Source organism: Acinetobacter colistiniresistens, assembly GCF_024582815.1.
Classification (GTDB): domain Bacteria; phylum Pseudomonadota; class Gammaproteobacteria; order Pseudomonadales; family Moraxellaceae; genus Acinetobacter.
Genome location: NZ_CP102099.1, coordinates 1,180,792 through 1,206,255, shown reverse-complemented (window position 1 = coordinate 1,206,255; position 25,464 = coordinate 1,180,792). Strand labels below are relative to the sequence as shown.

At 42.8% G+C, this 25,464-nt stretch carries 21 protein-coding genes, 4 tRNA genes and 3 pseudogenes; 10 read left to right on the top strand and 18 right to left on the bottom strand.

Annotation, left to right across the window (positions count from 1 at the left end; genetic code table 11):
- The first annotated feature begins 44 nt into the window (after positions 1 to 44).
- Entirely contained in the window at positions 45 to 845 is an 801-nt protein-coding gene (locus tag NQU59_RS05840) for an AraC family transcriptional regulator (protein WP_257065307.1), read from the top strand.
- 107 nt (positions 846 to 952) lie between these two features.
- Here NQU59_RS05840 and NQU59_RS05835 read toward each other — a convergent pair whose 3' ends face one another.
- Together NQU59_RS05835 and NQU59_RS05830 are read right to left on the bottom strand one after the other, a co-directional pair.
- Complete coding sequence (locus NQU59_RS05835) at positions 953 to 1,594, bottom strand: fumarylacetoacetate hydrolase family protein (RefSeq protein WP_257065306.1); 642 nt, start codon at positions 1,592 to 1,594, stop codon at positions 953 to 955.
- A gap of 33 nt (positions 1,595 to 1,627) precedes the next feature.
- Complete coding sequence (locus NQU59_RS05830) at positions 1,628 to 2,125, bottom strand: YcxB family protein (RefSeq protein WP_005238614.1); 498 nt, start codon at positions 2,123 to 2,125, stop codon at positions 1,628 to 1,630.
- 310 nt (positions 2,126 to 2,435) lie between these two features.
- Here NQU59_RS05830 and NQU59_RS05825 point away from each other — a divergent pair, with 310 nt between their 5' ends.
- Positions 2,436 to 3,734, top strand: coding sequence for an SRPBCC family protein (locus NQU59_RS05825; RefSeq protein WP_257065305.1), 1,299 nt, complete (start codon positions 2,436 to 2,438; stop codon positions 3,732 to 3,734).
- A gap of 42 nt (positions 3,735 to 3,776) precedes the next feature.
- On the opposite strand, the gene NQU59_RS05820 is transcribed toward NQU59_RS05825, so the two are convergent.
- A tRNA-Arg gene (locus NQU59_RS05820) sits at positions 3,777 to 3,853 on the bottom strand.
- 125 nt (positions 3,854 to 3,978) lie between these two features.
- Here NQU59_RS05820 and NQU59_RS05815 point away from each other — a divergent pair.
- A pseudogene (locus tag NQU59_RS05815) lies at positions 3,979 to 7,146 on the top strand (hypothetical protein); the annotation flags it as partial.
- 121 nt (positions 7,147 to 7,267) lie between these two features.
- Here NQU59_RS05815 and NQU59_RS05810 read toward each other — a convergent pair.
- The 3 genes from NQU59_RS05810 to NQU59_RS05800 form a co-directional block, all read right to left on the bottom strand.
- A tRNA-Arg gene (locus NQU59_RS05810) sits at positions 7,268 to 7,344 on the bottom strand.
- A gap of 46 nt (positions 7,345 to 7,390) precedes the next feature.
- Positions 7,391 to 7,467 (bottom strand) — tRNA-Arg (locus NQU59_RS05805).
- Between the two features lie 11 nt (positions 7,468 to 7,478).
- A tRNA-Ser gene (locus NQU59_RS05800) sits at positions 7,479 to 7,568 on the bottom strand.
- A gap of 260 nt (positions 7,569 to 7,828) precedes the next feature.
- On the opposite strand from NQU59_RS05800, the gene rnr reads away from it, so the two are divergent.
- Entirely contained in the window at positions 7,829 to 10,264 is a 2,436-nt protein-coding gene (gene rnr / locus NQU59_RS05795) for a ribonuclease R (protein ID WP_257065303.1), read from the top strand.
- 125 nt (positions 10,265 to 10,389) lie between these two features.
- On the opposite strand, the gene NQU59_RS05790 is transcribed toward rnr, so the two are convergent.
- Positions 10,390 to 10,803: a putative four-helix membrane protein gene (locus NQU59_RS05790; protein WP_373463004.1), complete on the bottom strand. Its 414-nt coding sequence runs from the start codon at positions 10,801 to 10,803 to the stop codon at positions 10,390 to 10,392.
- Positions 10,804 to 11,117: 314 nt separating this feature from the next.
- Here NQU59_RS05790 and NQU59_RS05785 point away from each other — a divergent pair, with 314 nt between their 5' ends.
- Genes NQU59_RS05785 through NQU59_RS05775 form a run of 3 tightly spaced genes read left to right on the top strand, consistent with a single transcriptional unit; the run spans position 11,118 to position 13,850 of the window.
- Positions 11,118 to 13,157 carry a M3 family metallopeptidase gene (locus NQU59_RS05785; RefSeq protein ID WP_043971463.1) on the top strand — a complete coding sequence of 680 codons (2,040 nt, stop codon included), beginning with the start codon at positions 11,118 to 11,120 and terminating at the stop codon, positions 13,155 to 13,157.
- Positions 13,158 to 13,195: 38 nt separating this feature from the next.
- Positions 13,196 to 13,402: a YheV family putative metal-binding protein gene (locus NQU59_RS05780; protein WP_043971358.1), complete on the top strand. Its 207-nt coding sequence runs from the start codon at positions 13,196 to 13,198 to the stop codon at positions 13,400 to 13,402.
- Between the two features lie 10 nt (positions 13,403 to 13,412).
- On the top strand, positions 13,413 to 13,850 hold the full coding sequence (locus NQU59_RS05775; RefSeq protein WP_373462978.1) for a hypothetical protein: 438 nt from the start codon (positions 13,413 to 13,415) through the stop codon (positions 13,848 to 13,850).
- A gap of 48 nt (positions 13,851 to 13,898) precedes the next feature.
- Here NQU59_RS05775 and NQU59_RS05770 read toward each other — a convergent pair whose 3' ends face one another.
- A complete protein-coding gene (locus NQU59_RS05770; protein ID WP_257065300.1) occupies positions 13,899 to 14,813 on the bottom strand; it encodes a DMT family transporter in 915 nt (304 codons plus the stop codon).
- 119 nt (positions 14,814 to 14,932) lie between these two features.
- On the opposite strand from NQU59_RS05770, the gene NQU59_RS05765 reads away from it, so the two are divergent.
- Both NQU59_RS05765 and NQU59_RS05760 read left to right on the top strand, forming a co-directional pair.
- Positions 14,933 to 15,712 (top strand): AraC family transcriptional regulator, encoded by a 780-nt coding sequence (locus tag NQU59_RS05765; protein ID WP_257065299.1) that lies wholly within the window; start codon positions 14,933 to 14,935, stop codon positions 15,710 to 15,712.
- Between the two features lie 91 nt (positions 15,713 to 15,803).
- Positions 15,804 to 16,685, top strand: coding sequence for a DMT family transporter (locus tag NQU59_RS05760; RefSeq protein WP_257065298.1), 882 nt, complete (start codon positions 15,804 to 15,806; stop codon positions 16,683 to 16,685).
- 2 nt (positions 16,686 to 16,687) lie between these two features.
- On the opposite strand, the gene NQU59_RS05755 is transcribed toward NQU59_RS05760, so the two are convergent.
- The 9 genes and pseudogenes from NQU59_RS05755 to NQU59_RS05725 all read right to left on the bottom strand — a co-directional run bounded on the left by NQU59_RS05755 (position 16,688) and on the right by NQU59_RS05725 (position 23,434).
- Positions 16,688 to 16,996 (bottom strand): hypothetical protein, encoded by a 309-nt coding sequence (locus NQU59_RS05755; protein ID WP_043971373.1) that lies wholly within the window; start codon positions 16,994 to 16,996, stop codon positions 16,688 to 16,690.
- 64 nt (positions 16,997 to 17,060) lie between these two features.
- A complete protein-coding gene (locus NQU59_RS05750; protein ID WP_005238586.1) occupies positions 17,061 to 19,265 on the bottom strand; it encodes a TRAP transporter large permease subunit in 2,205 nt (734 codons plus the stop codon).
- A 485-nt stretch (positions 19,266 to 19,750) separates the two neighbouring features.
- Positions 19,751 to 19,945, bottom strand: a pseudogene (locus tag NQU59_RS18850) (hypothetical protein); the annotation flags it as partial.
- Positions 19,935 to 20,105: pseudogene (locus NQU59_RS18845) on the bottom strand (hypothetical protein); the annotation flags it as partial. The pseudogenes NQU59_RS18845 and NQU59_RS18850, both read right to left, overlap by 11 nt.
- 162 nt (positions 20,106 to 20,267) lie before the next feature.
- The gene (rrtA, locus tag NQU59_RS05745) at positions 20,268 to 20,828 is read right to left on the bottom strand and encodes a rhombosortase (RefSeq protein ID WP_257065297.1); all 561 of its coding nucleotides are present in this window, start codon (positions 20,826 to 20,828) and stop codon (positions 20,268 to 20,270) included.
- A gap of 76 nt (positions 20,829 to 20,904) precedes the next feature.
- Complete coding sequence (locus NQU59_RS05740; RefSeq protein WP_005238578.1) at positions 20,905 to 22,020, bottom strand: hypothetical protein; 1,116 nt, start codon at positions 22,018 to 22,020, stop codon at positions 20,905 to 20,907.
- A 359-nt stretch (positions 22,021 to 22,379) separates the two neighbouring features.
- Positions 22,380 to 22,589: a hypothetical protein gene (locus tag NQU59_RS05735; RefSeq protein WP_005238575.1), complete on the bottom strand. Its 210-nt coding sequence runs from the start codon at positions 22,587 to 22,589 to the stop codon at positions 22,380 to 22,382.
- A 205-nt stretch (positions 22,590 to 22,794) separates the two neighbouring features.
- Positions 22,795 to 23,184 carry a hypothetical protein gene (locus NQU59_RS05730; RefSeq protein WP_005238574.1) on the bottom strand — a complete coding sequence of 130 codons (390 nt, stop codon included), beginning with the start codon at positions 23,182 to 23,184 and terminating at the stop codon, positions 22,795 to 22,797.
- Entirely contained in the window at positions 23,177 to 23,434 is a 258-nt protein-coding gene (locus NQU59_RS05725) for an FAD assembly factor SdhE (RefSeq protein WP_005238573.1), read from the bottom strand. Before NQU59_RS05725 ends, NQU59_RS05730 begins: the two co-directional genes overlap by 8 nt.
- 187 nt (positions 23,435 to 23,621) lie before the next feature.
- Here NQU59_RS05725 and NQU59_RS05720 point away from each other — a divergent pair, with 187 nt between their 5' ends.
- Positions 23,622 to 24,794, top strand: coding sequence for an acyl-CoA dehydrogenase family protein (locus NQU59_RS05720; RefSeq protein WP_005238572.1), 1,173 nt, complete (start codon positions 23,622 to 23,624; stop codon positions 24,792 to 24,794).
- 59 nt (positions 24,795 to 24,853) lie between these two features.
- Here the strand turns inward: NQU59_RS05720 and NQU59_RS05715 are convergent, their stop codons facing one another.
- Positions 24,854 to 25,354: a DUF2059 domain-containing protein gene (locus tag NQU59_RS05715; RefSeq protein ID WP_257065296.1), complete on the bottom strand. Its 501-nt coding sequence runs from the start codon at positions 25,352 to 25,354 to the stop codon at positions 24,854 to 24,856.
- Positions 25,355 to 25,464 lie beyond the last annotated feature (110 nt).

Below are 25,464 nucleotides of genomic sequence, written 5' to 3'. Positions count from 1 at the left end.
GAAAATACGACAATAGATGCGTGTTTTCAGGCAATTCTCATGTTATGAAAAAATCAGCATACAGGATTCAAGATTTTCAGGCCATCCCGACCTACAACGAGATTCCTGCCCCATTATGGCTACAAATCCGCAATGCACCTGCGGAGACTTTTTATCCCAAACATGCCCATGCATGGGGTGAATTTATCTATGCCTTCGACGGTGTTTTAGAAGTCAATATTGAGCAAATTCATTATTTAACCCCACCACCTTATGGAATCTGGTTGCCACCGCATTTACAACATAGTGGTATCAATCGCAATGACGTGACCCATTGCACCCTGTACGTGCATGAATCACTCTGTCACAACATGCCGCAACAGGCAGGTATCTTACTGTCTGCGCCCTTGGTCTCTGCGCTGCTTGAACATATTCGTCAGCATCCATTTGCTGAACACGATCCAGAATATTTACGCTTGCTGCACGTTTTACTCGATTCACTAACTCATGCCGAGTTGGTCGGCAGTTATCTACCGACCACCGAGCATCCTGCACTGGCGAAGATATTGACACATTTACATGAGTTCCCTGCCGATAACAGCACACTGGAACAGCTTGCACAGATGATCAATATGACCGAACGCACTCTTGCCCGTTATAGCCAGAAAGAATTGGGCATGTCTTTACACGAATGGCGACAGCGCCTAAAAGTCATGAAAGCGATGTCGATGTTAAATCAAGGCAAGACCATTGAAAGCATTGCACTAGATTTAGGCTACGCCAGTTCATCCGCTTTTATTTATATGTTTAAACGCTGGATGCATTTCACCCCAGACCAATTTCGTAAGCTGTATCAAGGCAGTTAATTTTGCTATTCATGCCTTAACCAATATCTGATTCAGTGGAAAAATCATGCTTTTAGATATAAAAAATGGCGCTGCTCTTCAGAACAGCACCCTCCTTTTATTTCAACTTAGGCTTTGACAAAGGTATCCCAGTCATATTCGCCTGACTGGGTAATCAATTTCATGGTCAATTGATCATTGGCACGTAGTGCCCCAACACCAGCGGGTGTACCCGTCATGATCACATCACCTGCTTCCAGACTAAAAGATTGATTAATTTCAACCAATAAAGTGCCAATATCGAAGATCATATCTTTGGTGAAGCCATGCTGACGGTCAACCCCATTGATGTTCAGAATCAACTCTAACTCTTGCAGGTCGCCAATCTCATCCGCTTCAATCCAGTCAGCCAAAATACAGGCACCATCAAAGGCTTTGGCACGTTCCCACGGCTCACCCTTAGATTTTAAATCGCCCTGTAAATCACGCAGGGTCAAATCCAGACCCAAAGTCACTGCACCAATCGCTTCTAGGGCTTTGGCTGGATCGGTTTCTTGTGATAATGGATGGGCAATTTGCAAACATATTTCGCATTCATAATGACACTCACCCAAAGCCAGATTCCAGCTGATACCTTGAGCTAAAGAACCGATACTGCTTGGCGGTTTAATAAATAATAATGCACGTTCAGGAATGGCATTGCCCAATTCCTTGGCATGTTCTGCATAATTTCGGCCAACACATACAATTTTTGAAGGGCGTATACTCATGAAAACTCCTTGTTCTTTCAACCGTCAATACATTTACTTTTTAAAACTATTTTCGAATTTTGTTTGATCTGCTGTATCACTAAACGCACGCTTGGGTACGATCACCACAGTATGGCTTTTTAGCTCCAACATGTAAGTCAACTTGCCAATTGCAAATGACTGGACTTCGGCATATTGCGCACTTTGTTTTTTGCCTGCTGCATACAGTTCAAAATAATCTTGATAAAGATCAATTCCCTGTTCGCTTTTTCCAAATTGATAGCGTACAAATTGACGCTTAAACAGCATCGGTAATAACCAATAGCGCATGACCGCTTGCATGATCAGAAAAAAAGCACCCAATGCAACGTAATAGCGCCCAACGCCAGCAAAACCTAAATAGATTCCCCATAGAATAATCGCAATACTGATCACTGGAGTTAAAAAACGGCTAAAGGTTTTTTTGCCAAACGTGACCAAAGCAAAACCATCTTGTGATTCTTCTAAATTCAAATAATAGCGCACCGATACACTTGGACGTTGTTCAGACATTTCTAATTTCTAACATTTGAAAAAACTGACCTATTAGAACATAAATGACTTTATGGGCAATCACATTTATCGTGATTTAATACAAAATTTAAAGCTGATGTTTTCTCTGTTTTGAGATTCAAGCACTGCATTCTTTATGGCTCAAATCACCGTTACATTCACTGTGAATGATTGAAGCTGCCCGAAGTAAGCTTTACACAACATGCCTATTTTTTACACACAAAAAATTCTATTAATAAGCAGGATTGATGGCTCGAATAAGCGCATCAACTCATTGCATAAAATCACGGATAAAAATCAAAGGAATGTGATGGCGTATTTGAATGGTCTAATTTTACCCTGTCTGTTATTGGGGCTCACACAAAGCTGTTTTGCACAGATCGTGCCTTGGACGGACAATATTCCGAGTGCCCTACAACCATTTCAAAACAATCCACAACTGTTGGCCAGTTATACCCAAAACAATATTTTCATGTATGGTCACCCTGCCACCAGAACAGCCGTGCCCACATTGAAAAGTAATCCTCAGCCCAATGTCAGTTTTAATTCAGCCGCAATCATTGTCCCCGTCAATGCCCAACAAGTGGCCAAAACACTGACCGATTTTAATCAGTATGTCGGTTTGTTTCCAACCCTCAAATCAGCGAAAACATTAGAACAGTCTGGCAACATTGTTCAAATGAAATATCGGGTCTCGATTCCACCCCCGATTCCTGTACTCAATTTTAATGAAGACGTCACATTACAACATCAGATTAAGTCGAATAGTATTGCCAGCTTGGTGATTGATGCACCGATTCCCTATGGCGTCGGTAAATTTGAATGGTTTGCGCTAGACGAGAACCGCACCTTAATCACATTGACCCAATGGGGCGATTTAAACCAACCCAAGAGATTTATTTTTAAGAAGATTCTCAATGCCATTCCAGAAGCGAAACTCGGGATTCCGAGTAGTAGCAATGCTTTTATTTTAGAGTCGTTAAGAAGCCGTTTTATTCAGTCCAATGTTACACCGCTGGATGCAGGACAAATTCCAACTCCGCAACTGAATGTAGCACAACTCAGTAAAATTACCCAACTGATTCAAGCAGCTCAACAACCCGTAAGTATTCTACACGCCCCCACCAATGTGCTCTATACGCATGGGCGAGAGTCCATGCGCTTTACCACCACCTATCAATTTTACCAGCAACCTGTTCAATCCTTACAAAAATGGCTGAGCCCATTAACATATCAGCAACTATTTCCTCGGCAGATTAAAAAGGTCATTGCCACCCCCATTCAAAATCAGGGACAAGATGCCAATATTCAGGTCAATGTGGGACTAGGTGTCATCAATATTCCCTTTGCATTTCGATTGCGCTTTAACTACCCACAGACAATTGAGAATAATTTTTATGCCAATGGTGGAGATCTTCGTTTTGTTAAGGGGCAAATGCAGTTGCACACCTTCAATCAAGGGACATTATTAAAAATGACCAGCGCGATGAAAATTGATGAGAAAGCGCCATTCTTGTTAAGAGCCATGCGCAGCTTGCCTTATCATGATGTACTTCCTGCTGTCGGTGGCAATGCAGTGTTTGTACAAAAAATCAAAGCAAAAACATAAGACGCAAAAAAACCGCATTTAAGCGGTTTTCTTTGTTCAAATTGGTGCGCTCAGAGAGATTCGAACTCCCGACCCCTTAGTTCGTAGCCAAGTGCTCTATCCAGCTGAGCTATGAGCGCATATTTGATGGAGCGCATTATACGTAATTTTCACTCAATGATAAGCCTTTTTTCAAAAACTTGTAATCAACTGGCTACAGATTCAACACTTTTCAATCATTTGAGTGAAATAGACTCTGCTAAGTGGTGCACTCCCTGGCGTTCATCCAATCTCTGACCTGACTCATCTAGGTACCCTTACCTTTGATACCTCACGCGATACCGTAAACGGCACACTTGAAGCAGTATCTCATCTGGCAGGTGCCGATGTCGGTGGTGCTGTGGGCTCTCTTACAGGTGTAGTCGGTACACTGATTCATAATGGCTCTACTGCCTCGGGTCTGGTTCAGCATGCGGTAGGTGATCTTACCAATGTAGGTGGTCTCATCGGCGGTATTGGTGGCGGTACAGGTGGTCCACTTGGTTCGATTGGCAATATTATCGGTGGCATTACCGGCGGTATTGGTGGCGGTACAGGCGGTCCACTTGGTTCAATTGGCAATATTATCGGTGGTATTACCGGCAGTATCGGTGGCGGTACAGGCGGACCTTTGGGTGCAATTACACACATCATCGGCGGTATTACAGGTGGTGACCTGAGTCATAATCCTGTCACTGGCGCTATCCAAACAGGCATTGATGTACTTCAGGGCGTTGAAAGCCTCAAAACCAATATTATCAATACAGGGATTAACACAGTGGGTGGCGTGCTAAGTGGTGCACTCCCTGGCGTTCATCCAATCTCTGACCTGACTCATCTAGGTACCCTTACCTTTGATACCTCACGCGATACCGTAAACGGCACACTTGAAGCAGTATCTCATCTGGCAGGTGCCGATGTCGGTGGTGCTGTGGGCTCTCTTACAGGTGTAGTCGGTACACTGATTCATAATGGCTCTACTGCCTCGGGTCTGGTTCAGCATGCGGTAGGTGATCTTACCAATGTGGGTGGTCTCATCGGTGGTATTGGTGGCGGTACAGGTGGTCCACTTGGTTCAATTGGCAATATTATCGGTGGCATTACCGGCGGTATTGGTGGTGGTACAGGCGGTCCACTTGGTTCAATTGGCAATATTATCGGTGGTATTACCGGCAGTATCGGTGGCGGTACAGGCGGACCTTTGGGTGCAATTACACACATCATCGGCGGTATTACAGGTGGTGACCTGAGTCATAATCCTGTCACTGGCGCTATCCAAACAGGCATTGATGTACTTCAGGGCGTTGAAAGCCTCAAAACCAATATTATCAATACAGGGATTAACACAGTGGGTGGCGTGCTAAGTGGTGCACTCCCTGGCGTTCATCCAATCTCTGACCTGACTCATCTAGGTACCCTTACCTTTGATACCTCACGCGATACCGTAAACGGCACACTTGAAGCAGTATCTCATCTGGCAGGTGCCGATGTCGGTGGTGCTGTGGGCTCTCTTACAGGTGTAGTCGGTACACTGATTCATAATGGCTCTACTGCCTCGGGTCTGGTTCAGCATGCGGTAGGTGATCTTACCAATGTGGGTGGTCTCATCGGCGGTATTGGTGGCGGTACAGGCGGTCCACTTGGTTCGATTGGCAATATTATCGGTGGTATTACCGGCAGTATCGGTGGCGGTACAGGCGGACCTTTAGGTGCAATTACACACATCATCGGCGGTATTACAGGTGGTGACCTGAGCCATAATCCTGTCACTGGCGCTATCCAAACAGGCATTGATGTACTTCAGGGCGTTGAAAGCCTCAAAACCAATATTATCAATACAGGGATTAACACAGTGGGTGGCGTGCTAAGTGGTGCACTCCCTGGCGTTCATCCAATCTCTGACCTGACCCATCTAGGTACCCTTACCTTTGATACCTCACGCGATACCGTAAACGGCACACTTGAAGCAGTATCTCATCTGGCAGGTGCCGATGTCGGTGGTGCTGTGGGCTCTCTTACAGGTGTAGTCGGTACACTGATTCATAATGGCTCTACTGCCTCGGGTCTGGTTCAGCATGCGGTAGGTGATCTTACCAATGTAGGTGGTCTCATCGGCGGTATTGGTGGCGGTACAGGTGGTCCACTTGGTTCGATTGGCAATATTATCGGTGGCATTACCGGCGGTATTACAGGTGGTGGCACAGGTAGTATCGGTGGCTCTATCGGCAATATTATCGGTGGCATCACAGGTGGCATTAGTGGCGGGGCTGGCGGTCATTTAGGTTCAGTTACCGATATCATTGGCGGTATCACTGGCGGTATTACAGGTGGTGGTACAGGTAGTATCGGCGGCTCTATTGGCAATATTATCGGTGGCATCACAGGTGGCATTAGTGGCGGGGCTGGCGGTCATTTAGGTTCAGTTACCGATATCATTGGCGGTATCACTGGCGGTATTACAGGTGGTGGTACAGGTAGTATCGGCGGCTCTATTGGCAATATTATCGGTGGCATCACAGGTGGCATTAGTGGCGGGGCTGGCGGTCATTTAGGTTCAGTTACCGATATCATTGGCGGTATCACTGGCGGTATTACAGGTGGTGGCACAGGTAGTATCGGTGGCTCTATCGGCAATATTATCGGTGGCATCACAGGTGGCATTAGTGGTGGCGCTGGCGGTCATTTAGGTTCAGTTACCGATATCATTGGCGGTATCACTGGCGGTATTACAGGTGGTGGTACAGGTAGTATCGGTGGCTCTATTGGCGATATTATCGGTGGTATCACAGGTGGCATTAGTGGTGGCGCTGGCGGTCATTTAGGTTCAGTTACCGATATCATTGGCGGTATCACTGGCGGTATTACAGGTGGTGGTACAGGTAGTATCGGTGGTTCTATTGGCGATATTATCGGTGGTATCACAGGTGGCATTAGTGGTGGTGCTGGCGGTCATTTAGGCTCAGTTACCGATATCATTGGCGGTATTACAGGTGGTGGTAGCAATCATCTTGGCTCAATTACAGATATTCTGGGTACGCTTAACCATGGTGTAAATAGCGCAGATGTGATTTCAGGTATTGCTCAACCGATCCAAACCGTCATTAGTAATGGTAATATCGCGATTGATGCGCTTCAAAATCATGTAGGCCACTTAGCCAGCGATGGATCACTAGATAGTCTCAATAATCTAATCAATATTAGTGTTGGACATGGCGATTACAATGCACATGGAAGCATAGATGGAATTTTAGATGCGTTGACAGGAACAGTGGCTTCAGGCATTGCTGTTGGCGAACCACATCCAAATGGTGGTTCTTTAACAGATCTTGTGTCACTTCAATCACCATTAAATTCACTTACAGATCATCTATTAAGTTCAGTGAATCATTTCTAAATCAATTCATAAAAAAAGCCGCTGTCATCAGCGGCTTTTTTATATTTATGCGATTACTCACATGCGGTTCACAAATATCAGGCGCAAAAAAACCGCAATTAAGCGGTTTCTTTTATTAAGTTGGTGCGCTCAGAGAGATTCGAACTCCCGACCCCTTAGTTCGTAGCCAAGTGCTCTATCCAGCTGAGCTATGAGCGCATTACTTATGTTGCCAATGAGGCATGTGTTACTTTAAATCTTTACTTGGTGCGCTCAGAGAGATTCGAACTCCCGACCCCTTAGTTCGTAGCCAAGTGCTCTATCCAGCTGAGCTATGAGCGCTTTAAGTAAAGTGGCGGTGAGAGAGGGATTCGAACCCTCGATACAGTTACCCGTATGCATCCTTAGCAGGGATGTGGTTTCAGCCACTCACCCATCTCACCGTAACACGAGCGCAATAATACAAACTAAAACCACATTACACAAGGGATGTTCCTGTTTTTTTCTTCTTTTTCAGTTCAATCAAATACTTTTTAATCAATTTTCGCATTTTTTCAGCATTTTTTAGCGCCGTGCTTGTTAATATAGGCTTATCTCCTTTATTTGGATCGGGGCAATAAACAGAATCTTGCAATCTTTGACGTGCAGTTAGAGTTTGAATGACTTATGCTAAACCGATCTGCCAGATGTGAAATGAAACGATATGACTAAAAATTGGGCCGATCCCGAAGCAAAAGCAGAAGCGCAACGTTACGATAATCCTATTCCTAGCCGAACTCTTATTTTAACTACATTAGAACAACTAAAAACTGCACAGTCTCATGCAGAGCTTGTCGACCACTTTAATATCCCCGATCAAAAAAGTATCGATGCCTTGAATCATCGTTTAAGTGCGATGGTCCGTGACGGACAATTGATGAAGGATGGATTTAAATACCAGCCTGCAACCGATTTACCAAGCCACGAAGCAACGGTCTATATTAATAGTAAAGGTTTGGGGACTGCCAACATTGCGGGACAGAATGATGTACTGCTGCCTGAACGTGAGTTACGTCTGGTCTTTAATGGCGATCGCGTTAAGGTCCGTCAGACCTCAGTTGACCGTAAAGGTAAAGCATGGGGCTTTATTACCGAAGTGGTGCAACGTCGCGTCAAACAAATTATTGGTAAAGTGTCTGAGCATGAAGGTGAATACTTTATTCAACCAAGTAATCCGAATCAGCATCAACCGATTACCCTTGAAAAAGAATTGATTCAACACGCCAATGCCAAAGTGGGTGATATGCTGCGTGTCGCGATTGATGACTACCCGACCCGTGAAGAGCTGGCGACAGGTCACATTGTTCAATCGATGTCAGATAAAGCCGATACCGAGATTATTATTCCGCAAACCATTCTAGAGTTTGGTCTACCTTATGAATTCCCGGAAGCGGTGATTAAAGAAGCAGAGAGTTTTAAAGAACCTTCGGCAAAAGATCTTAAAGGTCGTGTTGATTTACGAGATCTACCACTGGTCACCATTGATGGCGAAGATGCACGCGACTTTGACGATGCCGTTTTTGCAGAAAAACGTGCAGGTGGTGGTTACCGAGTTGTGGTTGCGATTGCAGATGTCAGTCACTATGTTCGTTTAGACTCACCTTTAAATGAAGAAGCTGAAGAACGTGGAACCTCTGTTTATTTCCCACATTTCGTGCTGCCGATGCTGCCAGAAGCATTATCCAATGGCCTCTGTTCTTTAAATCCACATGTTGACCGTTTATGTATGGTCTGCGATTTAAAACTGTCTCGTGCAGGTAAAGTGACAGGTTATGAGTTCTACCCTGCAGTAATGCATTCCAAAGCCCGTTTGACCTATACCCAAGTTGGTCAATATTTTGAAGGGGCAACAGATGCGATTCCTGAAGACAAGACCATCCATAAATCACTGAATACCTTATTCCAGCTCTATCAAACATTGAAAGAGTTACGGGCGAAACGTCATGCAATGGAATTTGAAACCATTGAAACCTACATGACCTTTGATGAGTTGGGCGGGATCAAAGAAATCTTGCCACGTACTCGTAATGATGCGCATAAACTGATTGAAGAATGCATGTTGTTGGCCAATGTTGCCGCAGCTGAATACTCGTTAGAACATGATATTCCGATGTTGTATCGTGTGCATGAAGCACCTGAATTCTCACGTATTCAAAAAGTACGTGATTTTGTCAAATTACTCGGTTTGCCATTCCCAGAACAACCCACTCAAGCTGATTATCAAGCGGTGATTGAAGCGACCAAAGATCGTTTAGATGCGCCAAGTATCCATGCGGTGCTGTTACGTTCAATGATGCAAGCCTATTATGGTGCAAACAATGCCGGACATTACGGTCTTGCTTATGAAGCCTATACGCATTTCACTTCACCAATTCGTCGTTACCCAGATTTATTGTTACACCGTGCCATTAAAGCCTATCTCGCTAAGAAACCTTACCCATTGTCAGGTGCTGCTTTAGATGATGCGGGCGAGCATTTCTCACAAACTGAACGTCGTGCCGATGAAGCTTCACGCAGCGTGACGACTTGGTTGAAGTGCCATTATATGCAACAGCATTTAGGTGATGAGTTTGTTGGTATCATTAGTGCGGTGACAGAATTTGGTCTATTCGTAACGCTCAAAGATCTGTATGTCGATGGCATGATTCATGTCAGCCAGCTCGGTGAAGACTTTTTCCTTTATGATCAAGCCAGCCAAAGTTTGATTGGTCAGAATCGTGGACAGTCATTCAGCCTTGGCGATGAAGTGAAGATCCAAGTAGCAGGCGTAAATCTGGAAGAACGTAAGATTGACTTTCAGTTGGTTCAGCAATTAACGCATTTAGGCCGTGTAATTCGCCAGAAAGCCCCTCGTACTGCGAATCCTTCTAGCTCAAATCGTACTTCAACAACTGAAGAAGTCTTTGGCAAACCGGCATCTACGAAGTCTAAAGTCAGTGAAGATGGTGAGAAGCCTGTACGTAAGAAAAAGGATAAGAACAAACCAAGCTCTTATAGCAAAAAGCCAGCTAAAAAAGCGTCTGCTAAACCAGAAATCAAAGAAAAGGCCAAAAAGAAAGTGAAAAAGAAAAAGTCGAACGCGAAAACAAAGGCTGAATAATTTTGAAAAGACAAGGGAGCTTCGGCTCTCTTTTTTATTAAATTTTTCAACCACTTAGTTTCTATTTTAAAATTGAATTATGTTAAGAAAAATCACTGAACACAGTTTGGTTCAAATAAGATCAATCAAGTTCTATCTAAAAACACAAGTACTCCCCAAAAGCCCAATAAAACAAGATACCAAATCTGAGCTACCAATTCTTTCCCACCGAAACTACTCATTATTTCAAAAGTGAGTCCAGATGCAAACAGTGCTAACAGCCCAAATACTGCCAGCATTATTGCCCAATCCCCCAAACCATATAAACGTTGTGGTTCTTCACTATTTTTCTTACGTTTAATCCAACTTAGGAATAATCTATAGTAAACATATAGCGCCCCAGCGCCAAATACCAGAAAGAAAAGCGTCGAGGCTGGACCATTGGCAGATGAACTTCCGGTTCCCCTAGCGCCAATATATATCGCATTATTTACTGTAGCCTCAACTTGGACAGAAACAGACAAAAATAAGATAAGGGCATTGATCTTTTTTAGCATAATGATTACGGTTTTACTGATCTAGACTCGAATTGTTCAACAGAAACTAATTGGTTAAATTATTCTTTGGTATAAGTTTATCACGAAATAATTTTTCATTAAAATTGCCATTCTAGAGATGAACTGTCTGCTCCTCAGCATAACTCATAAATCTCCCCATCAATCATAGATATCAATGATTTAAAAATACATATACAGGTTTATGAATAGAAAAAATTAATCTAAAGATGAGAGATGAAGCATAGTCGCACTTGATTTCCTCCCCACTAAGCCCTACATCTATAACTATGTTTAAAGATGAATATGGCAAAAATACAATGACACTCCAACAAGCAACGCTTCCCGTTCCTCAATTTAATCAAATTCAACTTGCCGATTTAAAACAACAGATTGAACAGACCATTCAAAACGGTCAAAACTTCTTAAACCAACTCAATGAAGTTCCGCAAAGCCCTGAAGCCCAACTGGCAACCTTGGCAGAAGTCGACCAACTTGAAAATAACATGAGTGAATCGTGGGGCATTTTGTCGCATCTGAATGCGGTCATGAACAATGCTGAAACCCGTGAAGTGTATCAAGCGCTGTTACCGAGTTTAAGTGAGTACTATACGCAGCTTGGACAACATACGGCGTTGTATCAAACCTATCAACAGATCCATGACAGCGCCGTATTTCAAACGCTGAGCGAAGCACAACAAAGCGCAATCAAACTCGCGTTACGTGACTTTAAACTGTCAGGTGTTGCACTCCAAGGTGAAGCCAAAAAGCGTTATGCTGAAATCTCGGCACGTTTATCCCAACTGTCTTCAGACTTTTCCAATCATGTCCTCGATGCAACCCAAGCCTACTTCAAGCCTTTGACCGAAGCACAACTCAAAGGTCTGCCGCAAAGCAGTGTTGAATTGTTAAAACAATACGGACAACAACGTGAGCTTGAACAAGCCGTTGCCACACTCGACTTCCCCGCTTATTTTGCGATTATGACCTATGCTGATGATCGTGAATTAAGAGAAGAGCTGTATAAGGCCTATGTTACCCGTGCCTCAGAACAATCTGATAAGACTGAATTTGATAATACCCCGGTGATGGAAGAAATCCTGAGCTTACGCCAAGAAATGGCGCAACTGCTTGGTTTCAACAACTTCGCTGAATATTCCCTTGCCAGCAAAATGGCACCTGATGTGGAAACGGTGAATCAATTTTTGGTTGATCTGGCAGAACATGCGCGTACCCCAGCGCTTGCCGAAATTGCAGAACTGAAAGCGATTGCACAACAAGATGGCATTGCAGAGTTAAAACCGTGGGATGCAACCTACTATTCTGAGAAGCTGAAACAACAACAGTTCAATCTTTCTCAAGAAGCATTGAAACCCTATTTCCCTGCACCCAAAGTGGTACAAGGTTTATTCCAGATCGTACAACGCCTTTACGGCATCCAGATCGTTGAGCGCCAAGCCCCTGTCTGGCAAGATGATGTCCGTTATTTCGAAATTGAAGATCAAGGCCAAGTGGTCGGCGGTTTCTACTTCGATTTATATGCCCGTAACGGAAAACGTGGTGGTGCATGGATGAGCGGTTTCCGTTCTCGTGTACAAACCGCCAAGGGTCTACAAAAACCGATTTGCTATATGGTGTGTAACTTCACCCCACCGATTGGCGACCAACCTGCGCTCCTCACCCACGATGAAGTGATTACTTTATTCCATGAGTTTGGTCATGGCTTACATCATATGCTCACCGAAGTGGATAATATCTCGGTAGCAGGTACTCACGGCGTGGCGTGGGATGCAGTGGAGTTACCAAGCCAGTTTATGGAATTCTGGGCATGGGACAATGAAAGTTTGGATGTACTCAGTGAGCACACCGAAACTAAACAGACTTTACCGCAAGAATTGCTATCTGCATTGTTGAATGCACGTTTCTTCCAGTCTGGTATGCAAACCTTGCGTCAGATTGAATTTGCATTGTTTGATCTCAGCATTCACCGCCAAGCACCAGCCTTAAACAGTCAGCAAATCCAAACGACATTGGACGATATCCGTGATCAATTTGCCGTGGTTCCCACGGTAGCTTATAACCGTTTCCAGCACAGCTTTAGTCATATTTTTGCAGGTGGTTATGCGGCAGGTTACTACTCTTATAAATGGGCAGAAGTTTTAGCCAGTGATGCCTTCGATCGTTTCGAAAGCGAAGGTATTTTTAATACCGAGACTGGAAAAGAGTTTAGAAAGTTTATTCTAGCAGTTGGCGGAAAAGATACAGCACTTGATGCGTTTCGCAATTTCCGAAAAAGAGAACCGAAAATAGATGCATTATTACGCCATCAAGGTTGGACGAACACCGATAAAACCGCTTAAACTACGTCATTATTGTTCACAGGATGTAATTAACTGACATGAAAAGACAGTTCATCGCGGGCGCAAAATGCCCAAAATGTGGAGCCTTAGATCGTGTGGTTAAGATCATCACTGTGGATGACGAGTGGATTGAATGTATCGAATGTGCTTATAGCGAAAAGCGCCCGACCCACGTGGAACCGGCGCAATCCGCTGAGCCAGATGAAATTGGGGTGATACAGTTCAAACCTCGTCATTTTGACTAGAAGGTTTAAAGTGATGTCCGCATACCAAACAGAAAATTCCAAATTATTATGGATAATAATTGGTGGAATGAGTGTTGTTGTGGTGCTGTTCCTTGCTGTCCAATGGTTTCTAGCACAAAAAGACCAGCCATCTGCACAGCCTGTTGCAGAAAAAACCGTTGCTCCTGCGCAAGCAGAAGCTGCCACGTCTGATGAGGTGAGCACCGCAACAAGTGATGTTGCTGCTCCAATCCAATTGGTTGAAGAATCGATTGTGAAAGACCCCTTGCCTGTAAATGATAGTTTGGCAAAAGAAGAAATTGCCAAACTGGATGATATTCATCAACAATTGCAAGACCAGCAGCATGAATTAAAGCAGCAACATCACGATGTTGATACTCTGCTGAAATTGAAAGAAGATCAAATCAAACTGCTAGAAGCCCAAATTGCGGCACAAAGTAAATCTTGATAAATAAAAGCATTAACAGCAGTTAATGCTTTTTCATATCATCTCCCTTTAATCTAAAATTTGCTTGGTACCCTGTTTAAACTGAATTGGCTTTTGAATCGTCTGTGCAATTAGAATGCCCAGCAAAGTTAAACCACCGCCAATGTAGTGGAACATCTGTAAATGTTCACCCAACAAGGCCACCGCAATCAACGCAGTAAATAAAGGTAAAAGGTTCATAAAAATACTGTTTCGATTTGGCCCTAAATGTCTTACTCCTTCGATCCATAAATACGACAACAATACTGACGAAAAAATACTGGCATAGACAATTAAGGGAATAGTCTGTTGGTTCAATTGCATTTGCGAAGCAGGCAAGAAGATAAAGAAAGGCAATACATAGACAATCGCAAAACAGGATTGTACAAAATTCGATTGCCATGCAGGAATTGGCATTTTCCAACGCTTTAATAGCACCCCATATAGGGCATAACCAGCCGCAGCAATCAGCATCAAACCATCACCCAAATGCACTCCTTGCTTCCAGATATCTGTAATTGAACCATGACTCAGCAAATACAAGATGCCATAAAAAGATAAGGCACCGCCAAACAACATGCCGTAACTTAGCCGATCTTTCAGCATCACACTACTTAAAATCATGGTCAGCAAAGGAATCAATGCCGTTACAATCGCCATATTGGTCGCCGTCGTGGTCGATGCCGCCTGATAAGACAAAAACTGGAAGAGAGACACGGACAGAAAACCACCTAATGCCAATTGTTTCCAGTACTGCTGAATGGTTTTGCGATTTCTCCAGACTGGAATCAGCACAAAGGTACTCATCACGGCGAGTGCCAGCACCAGACGATAAAATGTAATCGCCACAGGCGAAATGGCATGACTGGCCATTTTCGACACCACCACATTGCCCGCCCAAAACAAAATGGCCAATAAGGGATAAAAATACGCTTTCTGAAACATGATCTAGATACCTATACATTGCAGTACCAGTCATGCTAAAAAATAATCAATGCACTGTTCCTCGATAATAAGACGACCACTATCGAAAAACAGACAATCTATTCAGGATATCTGCCAAGATGGGAAAAAATTTTCAACATGGATTTATGGATTATCCCGTTTATGCTTTTTCGGAAAACTATCCGCATGGGCATATTGAGGATTGGCATAGTCATGACCGAATTCAATTGATTCATACTCTTTCTGGCGTGATTCGGTTGCAAACGCATGAAGGGATTTGGATTACCCCACCTGGACGTGGGGTCTGGATTCCAGCGCATAAACCACATGCCCTGCTCAGTAGTGGTGATGTCAAAGCCCGAGGGATTTTTATAGAAACCTCAGCACAAACCCATCTGAGTTCAGAATGCCGTGTGGTTGCCATTCCTGCTTTACTACGAGAGCTAATGAGTAGCGCAATGCAGATCAAAACAGCCATCCAGCCGAATAGTCGTGATGAAAGACTGTTACAGTTAATCTTAGACGAAGTTCGGATATTGCCAGCCCTTGCCTTTAATTTGCCAGATCCTCAAAGCCCCAAGCTTTTGCAACTGTGCCAAAGAATTAAAGACAATTTGGCCTTGGACTGGGGGCTCGAAGAGACAGCACAGCAACTGCATATCAGCAGTAAAACTCTGGCACGGCATTTCCAGAATGAAACTGGTCTGCATTTTTCTCACTGGGTACGCCAAGCCAAACTAATGCAAGCCATGATTGATTTGTCTCTGAACAAACCCGTTTTAAATGTTGCCTTGGACTTGGGCTATGACAGTCCAAGTGCCTTTAGTGCCATGTTTAAGCGTGAAACCAGCATGACACCCAGTGATTATCTGAAACAATTTTCTGACACATTGAGTTAAGTGTCCTGAGCATAGATTGGGTGAAGAATCTCATTCCTTTCATCCTTACAGCAGCATAAAATAAGCGCAATCTTCCAATACCCGAATCGCTATGGATGCTCAACACACCAATCGCAACCTAATGATGGCGATTGGTTGCCTTACCCTTTCTGCGCTGCTTTTTTCTGTAATGGGCATTTGTATTCGTTATGCTTCACATAGCGTCGATAACTACACCATTGTATTTTTCCGCAATGTGGTTGGGTTGATCCTGTTTTTGCCTTTTATATTTAAACAAGGAACCAGTTTTGTAAAAACAGAAAAACTGTGGATGCATACTTGGCGTAGCATTGTCGGGCTTGCTGCCATGTATGGCTTTTTCTATGCGATTGCCCATTTAAAACTTTCCAATGCCATGGTGTTTACCTACTCATCTCCGATTTTTATTCCGCTGATTGCTTGGTTGTTTCTCAAAGAAAAAGTCACCACGGCAATGTTGCTCGCCGCAGTACTCGGCTTTATCGGGGTGTTCTGTGTGGCCAAGCCTGATCAAGGCTTATTCAACTGGATTTCTGTTGTCGGGATCAGCTCCAGCCTGTTGGCCTCGATGGCCTTTGTCACAGTACGTGCCCTGACTCAAACCGAACCGCCTGAACGTATTGTGTTTTATTTCTGCTTGATTGGTTCTTTATTGTCTGTCATTCCCATGTTTTGGGTATGGCGCCCTTATCATTTACAAGAATTATTGTTTTTGATTGGTGCAGGTGTACTGGCCAATGTCAGCCAGATATTTATGTCACATGCCTACCGTCTGGCCCCTGCTGGGCAGATTGCGCCGGTCAACTATATTGCAATTATCTTTGCAGGACTTTGGGGCTTTTTACTGTGGAATGAAGTGCCTGATTTATATAGCGTGATTGGTTTTGGCATTATTCTCTCAGCGATTTTGTTATGTAGCCCTTTAATACAAAGGTCAAAAAAGTCAGTATTGTAAGTTCATGACTTTGGATCAGGGTGTAAATCCAGTACATAATGACCTAGAATTTCCCGTTTCGGCTTATCAACAACGACCACAAGATAGGTATTATCTAAGGGTACTGGGATATTAATATGCTGGAATTGCCCATCTTGAGTTTCATAAATATGTTTCACATACCATTCCCAAGCCGTACAGGAATGATACCACTGTTCAATCACAAGATCAGCATAGCCCCATAAATCTACAATTTCCTCGGCACTCTCCGTAACATCTAACATGGGAGGGAAAAAGGTTGCCTGATATTCTTTCTGGCTCAATGCTTTCATAGATTAGCCTATTCAATAAAATAACAATAAAAAAGCACCCGAAGGTGCTTTTTAGGTTCAACGCTTAATGTTTATACCAACCAAACATCTGGAAGACATATGGTGCATAAGTCACCAATACCAAAGATGAGAACAATACGATAATCGGCAATAACCAACGCTCATAACGGAAGTAGAAACTGGTGTATTTTTCTTTTGCTTCCCGATCGGCGGCCGAGACCTCTTCATCCCCGACGGAGAGTCGCGTCAGCAAGTGGTTCAAGGCAACAGGTGGTGTTACATAACCAAATTCGAATGCCACCAATACGATCATCCAGAAGTGGATCGGATGGATACCATTTTCGTAGGCCACTGGTGCAACCGTCGCAGCAACTAGAATCACCGCACCAAATGGATCAGTGGTCATCCCAATAATCGCAAGTAACAACGCAATGAAGGCAAGTGAAATATAGATATTGCCCAAGTGTGTCGGTAATAATTCAACCACTTCAGCCCGTTCGATTAAACCACCCACGCTCGCAGACAAAGCCATCAGCAAGATTAAAGCGCCGATATGCCCCACCGTTTCTGAAGTTGCAAAACGTAGTGCTCCACCAAAACCAAGGCTTTTGCTGCCATGTGGATCATGTGATTTCAGGAACTCAGATTTTTTCTCGTGTTCACGAACCAAGGCTTCATGCTGAACATCAACCACTGGAGCAGGTGCAAGTTTCGATGCAAATAACTTGTCAAACAAGATCATGGCAATCAACACCAATGGCAAAATCATTGGTGCGGTAAATTCATTGATTGAGGTATCTAAAGCTAGCTTGTAGAACATCACCACCGCAAAACCAATGACCACATAAGGAATCACGGGTACGCAGGCACGCAACATGCCAGGAACCGCAATTTTAGGCGAGTTCACACGGAATTTTTCTTCAGCAAGAATCAGAGAAACTCCGAGGAAGATGAATGCAGTTAACCAGAAGACATAGATACCATGATCAAATAATTCAGTCGATGTGACATGACGGCTATCCAGCATTGAAATCAGGATGACCAATAAACATGGACGAATCACCACCCCCAAAGAACCTGACATTGCGGAGACCGCTAAGGCATATTGACGACGTGCACCCGAGTTCCACACTTCTTTATAAATGATCGCACCCGCTGCAATAACGAAAATCCCTGAAGCCCCTGTATAGGCTGTCGGAATCGCGGCTGCAATCAAGATCAACCAAGTTAAGGTCTCTGGTGCCAAGTTCCAAGGACGCAAGATGTTTAAGAATAAATCCATGACACGGGTTTGGGTCAGCAACATACCAGCCCAGATGAACAATGCCAGATTTAAGAAAATACCCGAGAACTCAACCAGAATACCTAAGTAGATCCCTTGCCCCATTGGATAATCCATGAAGAAGGTAAATACAATCCCTGTTACCAGAGACATGAAGGCATACAGCGGAACACTCAATACTGCCAAACCAAAGTTTCCATTCGGTTGGGCAGACTTTGGAATAAAAATGAACTGGAAGATACTAATGATGGTGAGAGACACAAATAAGGTGATCCACAAGCAGTACAATACCGTCGTTTTGCCTGCAACCTCTACACCCGAGTTTAATACTGAATGATATTGACTCAATACTGAATAACTGAGCAATGCATTACCCGCAACCATCAACGCAGAATAGACACGGAAATCAATCTTGGTTTTAGGTGCACGTAAACTAATATGGTGATAACGTAAAGATGCCGTAATAGAAGCAAACAACACCATAATCAATAAAATAACTGTTTGATTTTCAGTACCGTATTTAAAGATACCGAAGAAAGTCGTTTCAACCTTACGATAAGTACGAATACTTGGATGCTCTTCCAAGTGCTTCATCGCTTTATCATAGAACTGATATTTTTCTTCACATTGTTGTTGTGCCGCTAATAGCGAGGCACGAACGTCAGATTCAGAGGCAGCCCCAAACATACTCGCAAACTCATCAGCAGCATTCGCTTTCATCTGCGCTTGAACTTGTGCATCAATGTTTGGATGCCGATCACAAGATGGTTTTTCAGGTTCCGCACGTAAAAACGAATATTGCATCCCCGTTGTTTGATCACCATAAAGACGCTCCCCCATACGAAGCATCTGACCGTGAATCATTTCGCCTGTACCAATAAGCAAAGTCATTAGCAACAAGGCAAGAATAATGAAGGTTGATATCCAATCATTCCAGATAGTGCCTAACCGGGCTAATCCAGACTTATTCTCTTGATCATTTTGCATGTCTATTCCAATTTATTGTTATCAACATCCATCCGAAGATGTTGAATCATGCGATGTCCATGGTTGATGGATAAATGCATTTACCCATCGAATCACCAGTCCTTTTTTAACAGCTTAAATTTGCAGCAAACTTCTAGAAAAAAGAATGACTGCAATCACTTTTTTATTGGTTGTTTTTATCAATTTATATGTACTCTCTCGACTACCCTCGCATTTCATCCTTATTTTGATTACAAATTTAACAGCCTAAATAAACTTTTACCGTTGTTCAAACGGTCAGAGCGTTTAACCCTAAAGCAAGCTATTCAATCTTTTCCGTCTATTTATAACATAACTGTATCGATCTTTAATCACATAATAATTGTCATAAGTTTCAACCTAGCTCTTATGACTCTCTGCTCCTTAATCACCCACTATACCGATCAACAAATCGCTTGTTTGATTTTTAGCAGCGATTCGATCAATCAGGTCAAGGTTTAGGAAACGAGATTGCAGGGACGCCAGATATTGAGAAACAAATCGACAATCCACATCTGTTTTAACAACATCCCCACCCAGATAAACAAGGTTAGATTCAGGAAAATACTTCAAATTTCAACCAACTGGCCCAGATCGGTTGCTTGCCTCATCGGATAAACCATAAAGAAAGTAAAAGCACCTCCTATAATAATCACCATATAGAAGCTCCCCCTTCCGTAATAACTGGCCATGGATCATCTCTCCAATACCAATAATCCAGCGAATAAGCAATAAAAAAAGGAAAATAAAAGTTGATATCCACTCGGTCCAAATATTACTTAATAGACCTAACCCAGATTTTTTCTGTTCATCATCTTGCATATCTATTCCAGTTTATTGTGATCAACATCCCTCCGAAGATGCTGAGTTTTCAATGTACATGGTCAATAGAGAATAGATTTATTCTCTTTATAACCAATCCCTCTATACACCCACTGAAATATTATTAAGTTTATTTATCAAATGATTATTACATTCTCATTTTTATATTTTTATCAATAAATAAGCCATACCACAGAGCAGACCACCAATTGCGCCAATCAAATGTGCTTCGGTCAGCACAGGACTCCCGATCAACTGTGCTGTCCCTGTTTGTCCAAAGGTATTTTCCCAAATGAGTTTGGCAGCAATTAATGCCAGCACCAAGATTGCAAATTTTCGTTCATTCTTATATTGCAAATACACTACACCGACTGCGGTATAGAGACCATGCAAGACTCCAGAAAGTCCAGCATAAGCATCAACATAAGGTAAATAAAAATAAAAAATCAGACTAATGAATGGTGGCAAAATCAACAATAATGCACCTAGATGCCAATTGCGCACATGCGGAAAAATAAAAGGCAAACAAGCAAAGGCCATCATATTGAGCAGAAAATGAATCCAACCGACATGTACCCAGTGTGCAGTCCAGATGCGCCAAAATTCGTCAAGCAAGATGGGTCGCCAATAAATAAAATGATCAGAAAAAACTTGCAGACAAGCCGATATGGAAATACATATCGCGATCAAAATGATTTTGCTTATCCATATTTGATCTTTCATTTATCGCTCACCTTTTGAAAAAACCGACCTTCTATAAGTTTAGATGCTTCACCTATAAAAGGTCGTTTAATTCAGGTTACTCAGCTGGTGTTTCTTGTGCTGGTGCGGCTTGATCTTGTACTGGAGCGACTTGATCTTGCGCAGGAGCCCCCTCACCACCATCAAACAGCGAGTCTAATTCTGCCGAACTTTCTTGTTTATCATCCCAGAAAGTAGTTAAGCCTTCATCACCCGCTCTAACACCGGTATGCTCAGTCCAGTAACGATCTGCAATACCACGCACCATTAGACCCGCCATTCTATCAATTAAACGGAACTGTGGATTAGCAGGCTTATCATCACTTGTCGCCTTCGCATAAGAACGGAATGCATCGCGTAACTTGGCATCATCACCGCTCGCCTGGGCTGCAACAGCATATAAAGCATGTGCCAGACGTACCCCTTTTTTCTCGCCAATTTGCATCGATTGTTTCATGGTTGCATAAGGTTCAGGCTTACCATCACCCGCTCCTGGCAATAAAGTCCAGATCACTGCACGGGTCGCCATTGGCGCGCCCCAGAATTTTTCGTTGTCCAAGCAGGTCATACCACGTTCAACAATTCCGGCAATATCTTTAGGCACGTTAACTGCACCACCCGAGTTAATATCATTGGTCATAGCTTGCAAGCCACTCACCATTCCAAGTAAATACACGGTTTGATCAAGATCATTGCGCATGGTTGGACATGAGTCACCTAGTTTATATTTGTATTTAGTTTCCCAACGGTTGGCAAATAACTGATAACCCGCATATTGCCGCTCTGCCGCAATCGCAGCCCAACGTTTTTGTTCAATACGCGCATCTTGTGCCTCAGAAACCTGACCTGATTTGGATGCACGTAAATAGCGCAACTCTGCTTCCAGGGCCTGATTTTCCGCACAAACACCCGATGCCGTATAAAGTAAAACAGCCATACGGGTTGGATCAGCCCCCATATCTTTGGTTGACATCACCGCTGGAGTTAAGGCATTACCTGAATTACACACCATTTCAGCATCATCCATTGCCAAAATCGGTGGAACAATATGTTTCTCACCAAAACCAAGTGCCACATTGGCGCCCGTTTTAATCACATATGAACATCCTGATAGCATTGATGTTGCCAAAACGGTAACCGCCACACCTTGTCCAATTTTATGGAGTTTAGACATACTTCCTGTCCCTCTAATAATTTGTTTTTTCCTTTTAGCTGTACATTATCAGATGCAAAACTTGAATTAAAGAGTAATTGCTCTAATTTTAACTTGGACATTTTGACACAATTCACAGACGAAAGAATTGACAATTGGGCACATCAACAGAAATTTCAGGCAAAAAAAAGTAGCATTGCGACGGTTCAGCACATGCTACTTATTAACTGGTAAAATCGTGAAACTCTTTATATTTTAGTTTTTTTGAAAATAATCCTTGAGTAATGTCCCAGCTCTTCCTACTACGATCGCCATAACGATTGCAATTACTAGAAACATCCACATTGAAATCTCCATAGAGACCTCCTACACTTGTGTATCTATTTTTGATAGATACTAGATTGGCGTTCATCATCGATATTCACGGGAGAGTGATATATTGACGACACTTTCAATCTCTTTCTCTTGATCACTGCAACATGTTGCGATTGACGTGATTCAAGATATTCCCTGAGTAAAGTTCCTGCTCTTCCTACTACAATCGCAAAAATAATTGCGATCACCAGAAACGACCATGTTGGAATTTCCATTTAGAACCTCCACCACCCTTTACGTTGGTATTTGTACTTTAACGAAAATAAATCGGGCTTGATGGTCAGATTGTCTGACAATCATTACTTTTATGATTTTTAGAGTATTTAATCTAACAATTTAATCAAAATAGCAAAAAAACAATTTAAGGCTTTGAAATTTATATTATTTTAAATTATGCACAGTTGTATAATTGTCAAACAATCAGCTGAGTTTTGCTCGTATTTTTAACTTTTTCCATTGTGCGTATGACAATTGATCCCACCAAACGATGCAAGGTTTATGCTTTTTATGAGAAAAATAGAGCGCAATATAGAGTTGATGATCCAATATTTTAACAATCTGTCGACGCTGAATTTTCAATGTCGGATCCGAAAATTCGAATGAACAGTCCTGATGATCCAAGTATTCAAACCGTCTGATCTGAGGCTGTCTCAAAAAAACAAACCAAGAAATCGTCATTCCTAGAAGACTAAGTAGCCACCATCCAATGCTGACTAACGCATAGAGTAAACTCAGGAGAAAGATTAACAGCAAGAGTTGCAACACAAACGCAAACCTGCTGTATTGCAACTCAAAAACATGCTTAGCCATGTACATAATGTTTGAGTTTGAGAATAAAGTCTTTTAATTCTGTACGAGGTGGTTCCCCAACTTCCATAAACCAGTCCAATAAATCAGGGTCTTCTTGATCGACAAGCTCTGCAAATAAGGCTTTTTCAGCCGTATCGGCAGTTAAATAGTAGTTTTTAACATACGGGTCAAAATACACATCAATTTCTTTTAAACCACGACGTGCACGATACACGACCTTACGCTCTTCCAGTGTCATTTCATCAGACATGATGGGCTCCGCAATGTAACAATTTTTCCATAGTGTACCTGATCTCGCCAATGAAGTTCTTAGAGATTTTTCTCAAGTGACCAAATACATCAATCAAATTGAGCATTGATCACATTGTTCAGTATTTTCGATTTCTTGTATGGTGATCATGATGATTTAAATCCAACACACTAGGGAAAAATAACAAATGCAATCAGGTGCTATTCGTCCAGTTCCAAACATGCTTCCACGCAAACTGTTTACTTCAGATCATGAAGCCTTCCGCGAGACCGTGCGCAAATTCTATGAAAAAGAAGTAGTTCCAAATATTGAGAAATATGAGAAGCAACAACATGTGGACCGTGACTTATGGAATAAGGCAGGTGAACTTGGCTTGCTTTGTACGACCATGCCAGAACAATATGGTGGTTCAGGAGTCGACCGCCTTTACAGCATGATTCTGATTGAAGAACAAGCCTATGCCATGGATTCCAGTACTGGTTTCTCTTTGCATTCCGACATTGTTGCCAATTATATCAACAACTTTGGTAATGAAACACAGAAGCAATACTGGTTACCAAAGATGGCCACTGGTGAAGCAGTCACGGCCATTGCCATGACTGAGCCTGGAACAGGTTCAGACCTTCAAGCAGTACGGACGACTGCGGTACTGGATGGCGATGAATATGTCATCAATGGTTCAAAGATCTTTATTACCAATGGTTATCTCTGTGACATGGCAATCGTGGTCTGTAAGACTGGCAACAATGAAAAAGGTTCAGCTAATTTATCTTTGCTGATTGTGGAAGCAGATCGTGCGGGCTTTAGCAAAGGCAAACCTTTGAATAAAATCGGCATGAAAGGCCAAGATACCTGTGAATTGTTCTTTGATAATGTCCGTGTCCCGAAAGAAAACTTGTTGGGAATGGAAGGCATGGGCTTTATCATGTTAATGAAAGAATTGGCTTGGGAGCGCATGCTGGTCGCGATTATCTGCCAAGCAGGTGCAGAAGCAGCCTTTGCGCATACCGTGCAATACACTAAAGATCGTAAAGCCTTTGGCAAAGCGATTAGTACTTTCCAGAATACTCGCTTTAAGCTGGCAGAATTACGTACTGAAATTGATTTTTGCCGTACCTATCTGGATCGATGTATGGAACTACAACTTGAAGAAAGCTTGGGGGTTGATGCCGCTGCCGCAGCCAAATACAAGATATCAGATATGTTCTCAAAAGTCGTGGATGATTGTTTACAACTACATGGTGGTTATGGCTATATGCTGGAATATCCAATTGCTCGCGCTTATATCGATAATCGTGCCAATCGTATCTATGCAGGTACCAATGAAATCATGAAAGAACTGATTTCACGTACGCTCTAATCAATCGATCCAATTGAATACGAAATGGGATCACGCCGAATGCATGATCCCATTTTTATTTATTTTTTAGCAGCCTTTTCTGTGGCTTGTGCTGACTGTGGATTCATGCGTGCCGAGAGCTGCTTAATGGAAGGATTATCCATATATTGCTGCATGGTGGTATTTAATGCGGTACGGGCATTCTGAGTGGTGAAATGTGCAACTTCAGCACCGACATCACTGGCCTTTTTTGCCCAAGCCTTGCCTTCAGCAGACTGATAGAAATTCAAAGCCGCCTGTAATTCCTTTTCGCTAAAACTCTCGACATAACGCTGTACAATAAATTGCTTACGCTGTTCACTATTCAGGTTCTTGCTTAAGTCCGTATAAAAGCTTTCAGGTAAATCTTTCGGCAAACGCATACGAATTTGCTCGACAATCATTTTATCGGTATTTTGCAAGCCCTGCTCTGTTCCATCTACAGATACCAACTTTTGTGCAATCACTTGTTTTTGTTTTAGATCATCTGCAAAGGCGAGTGTACTAAGTAATAATGTCCCCAAGATGAAGATGTGCTTCATTGAATTGTCCCTAATCTAAATGTTCTAATCTGCTCAATATACGCGATATTGCCTAGATTTAAAGCCGCATTACAAATAAAAAACCCTATGCAGGTGCATAGGGTTTTCAT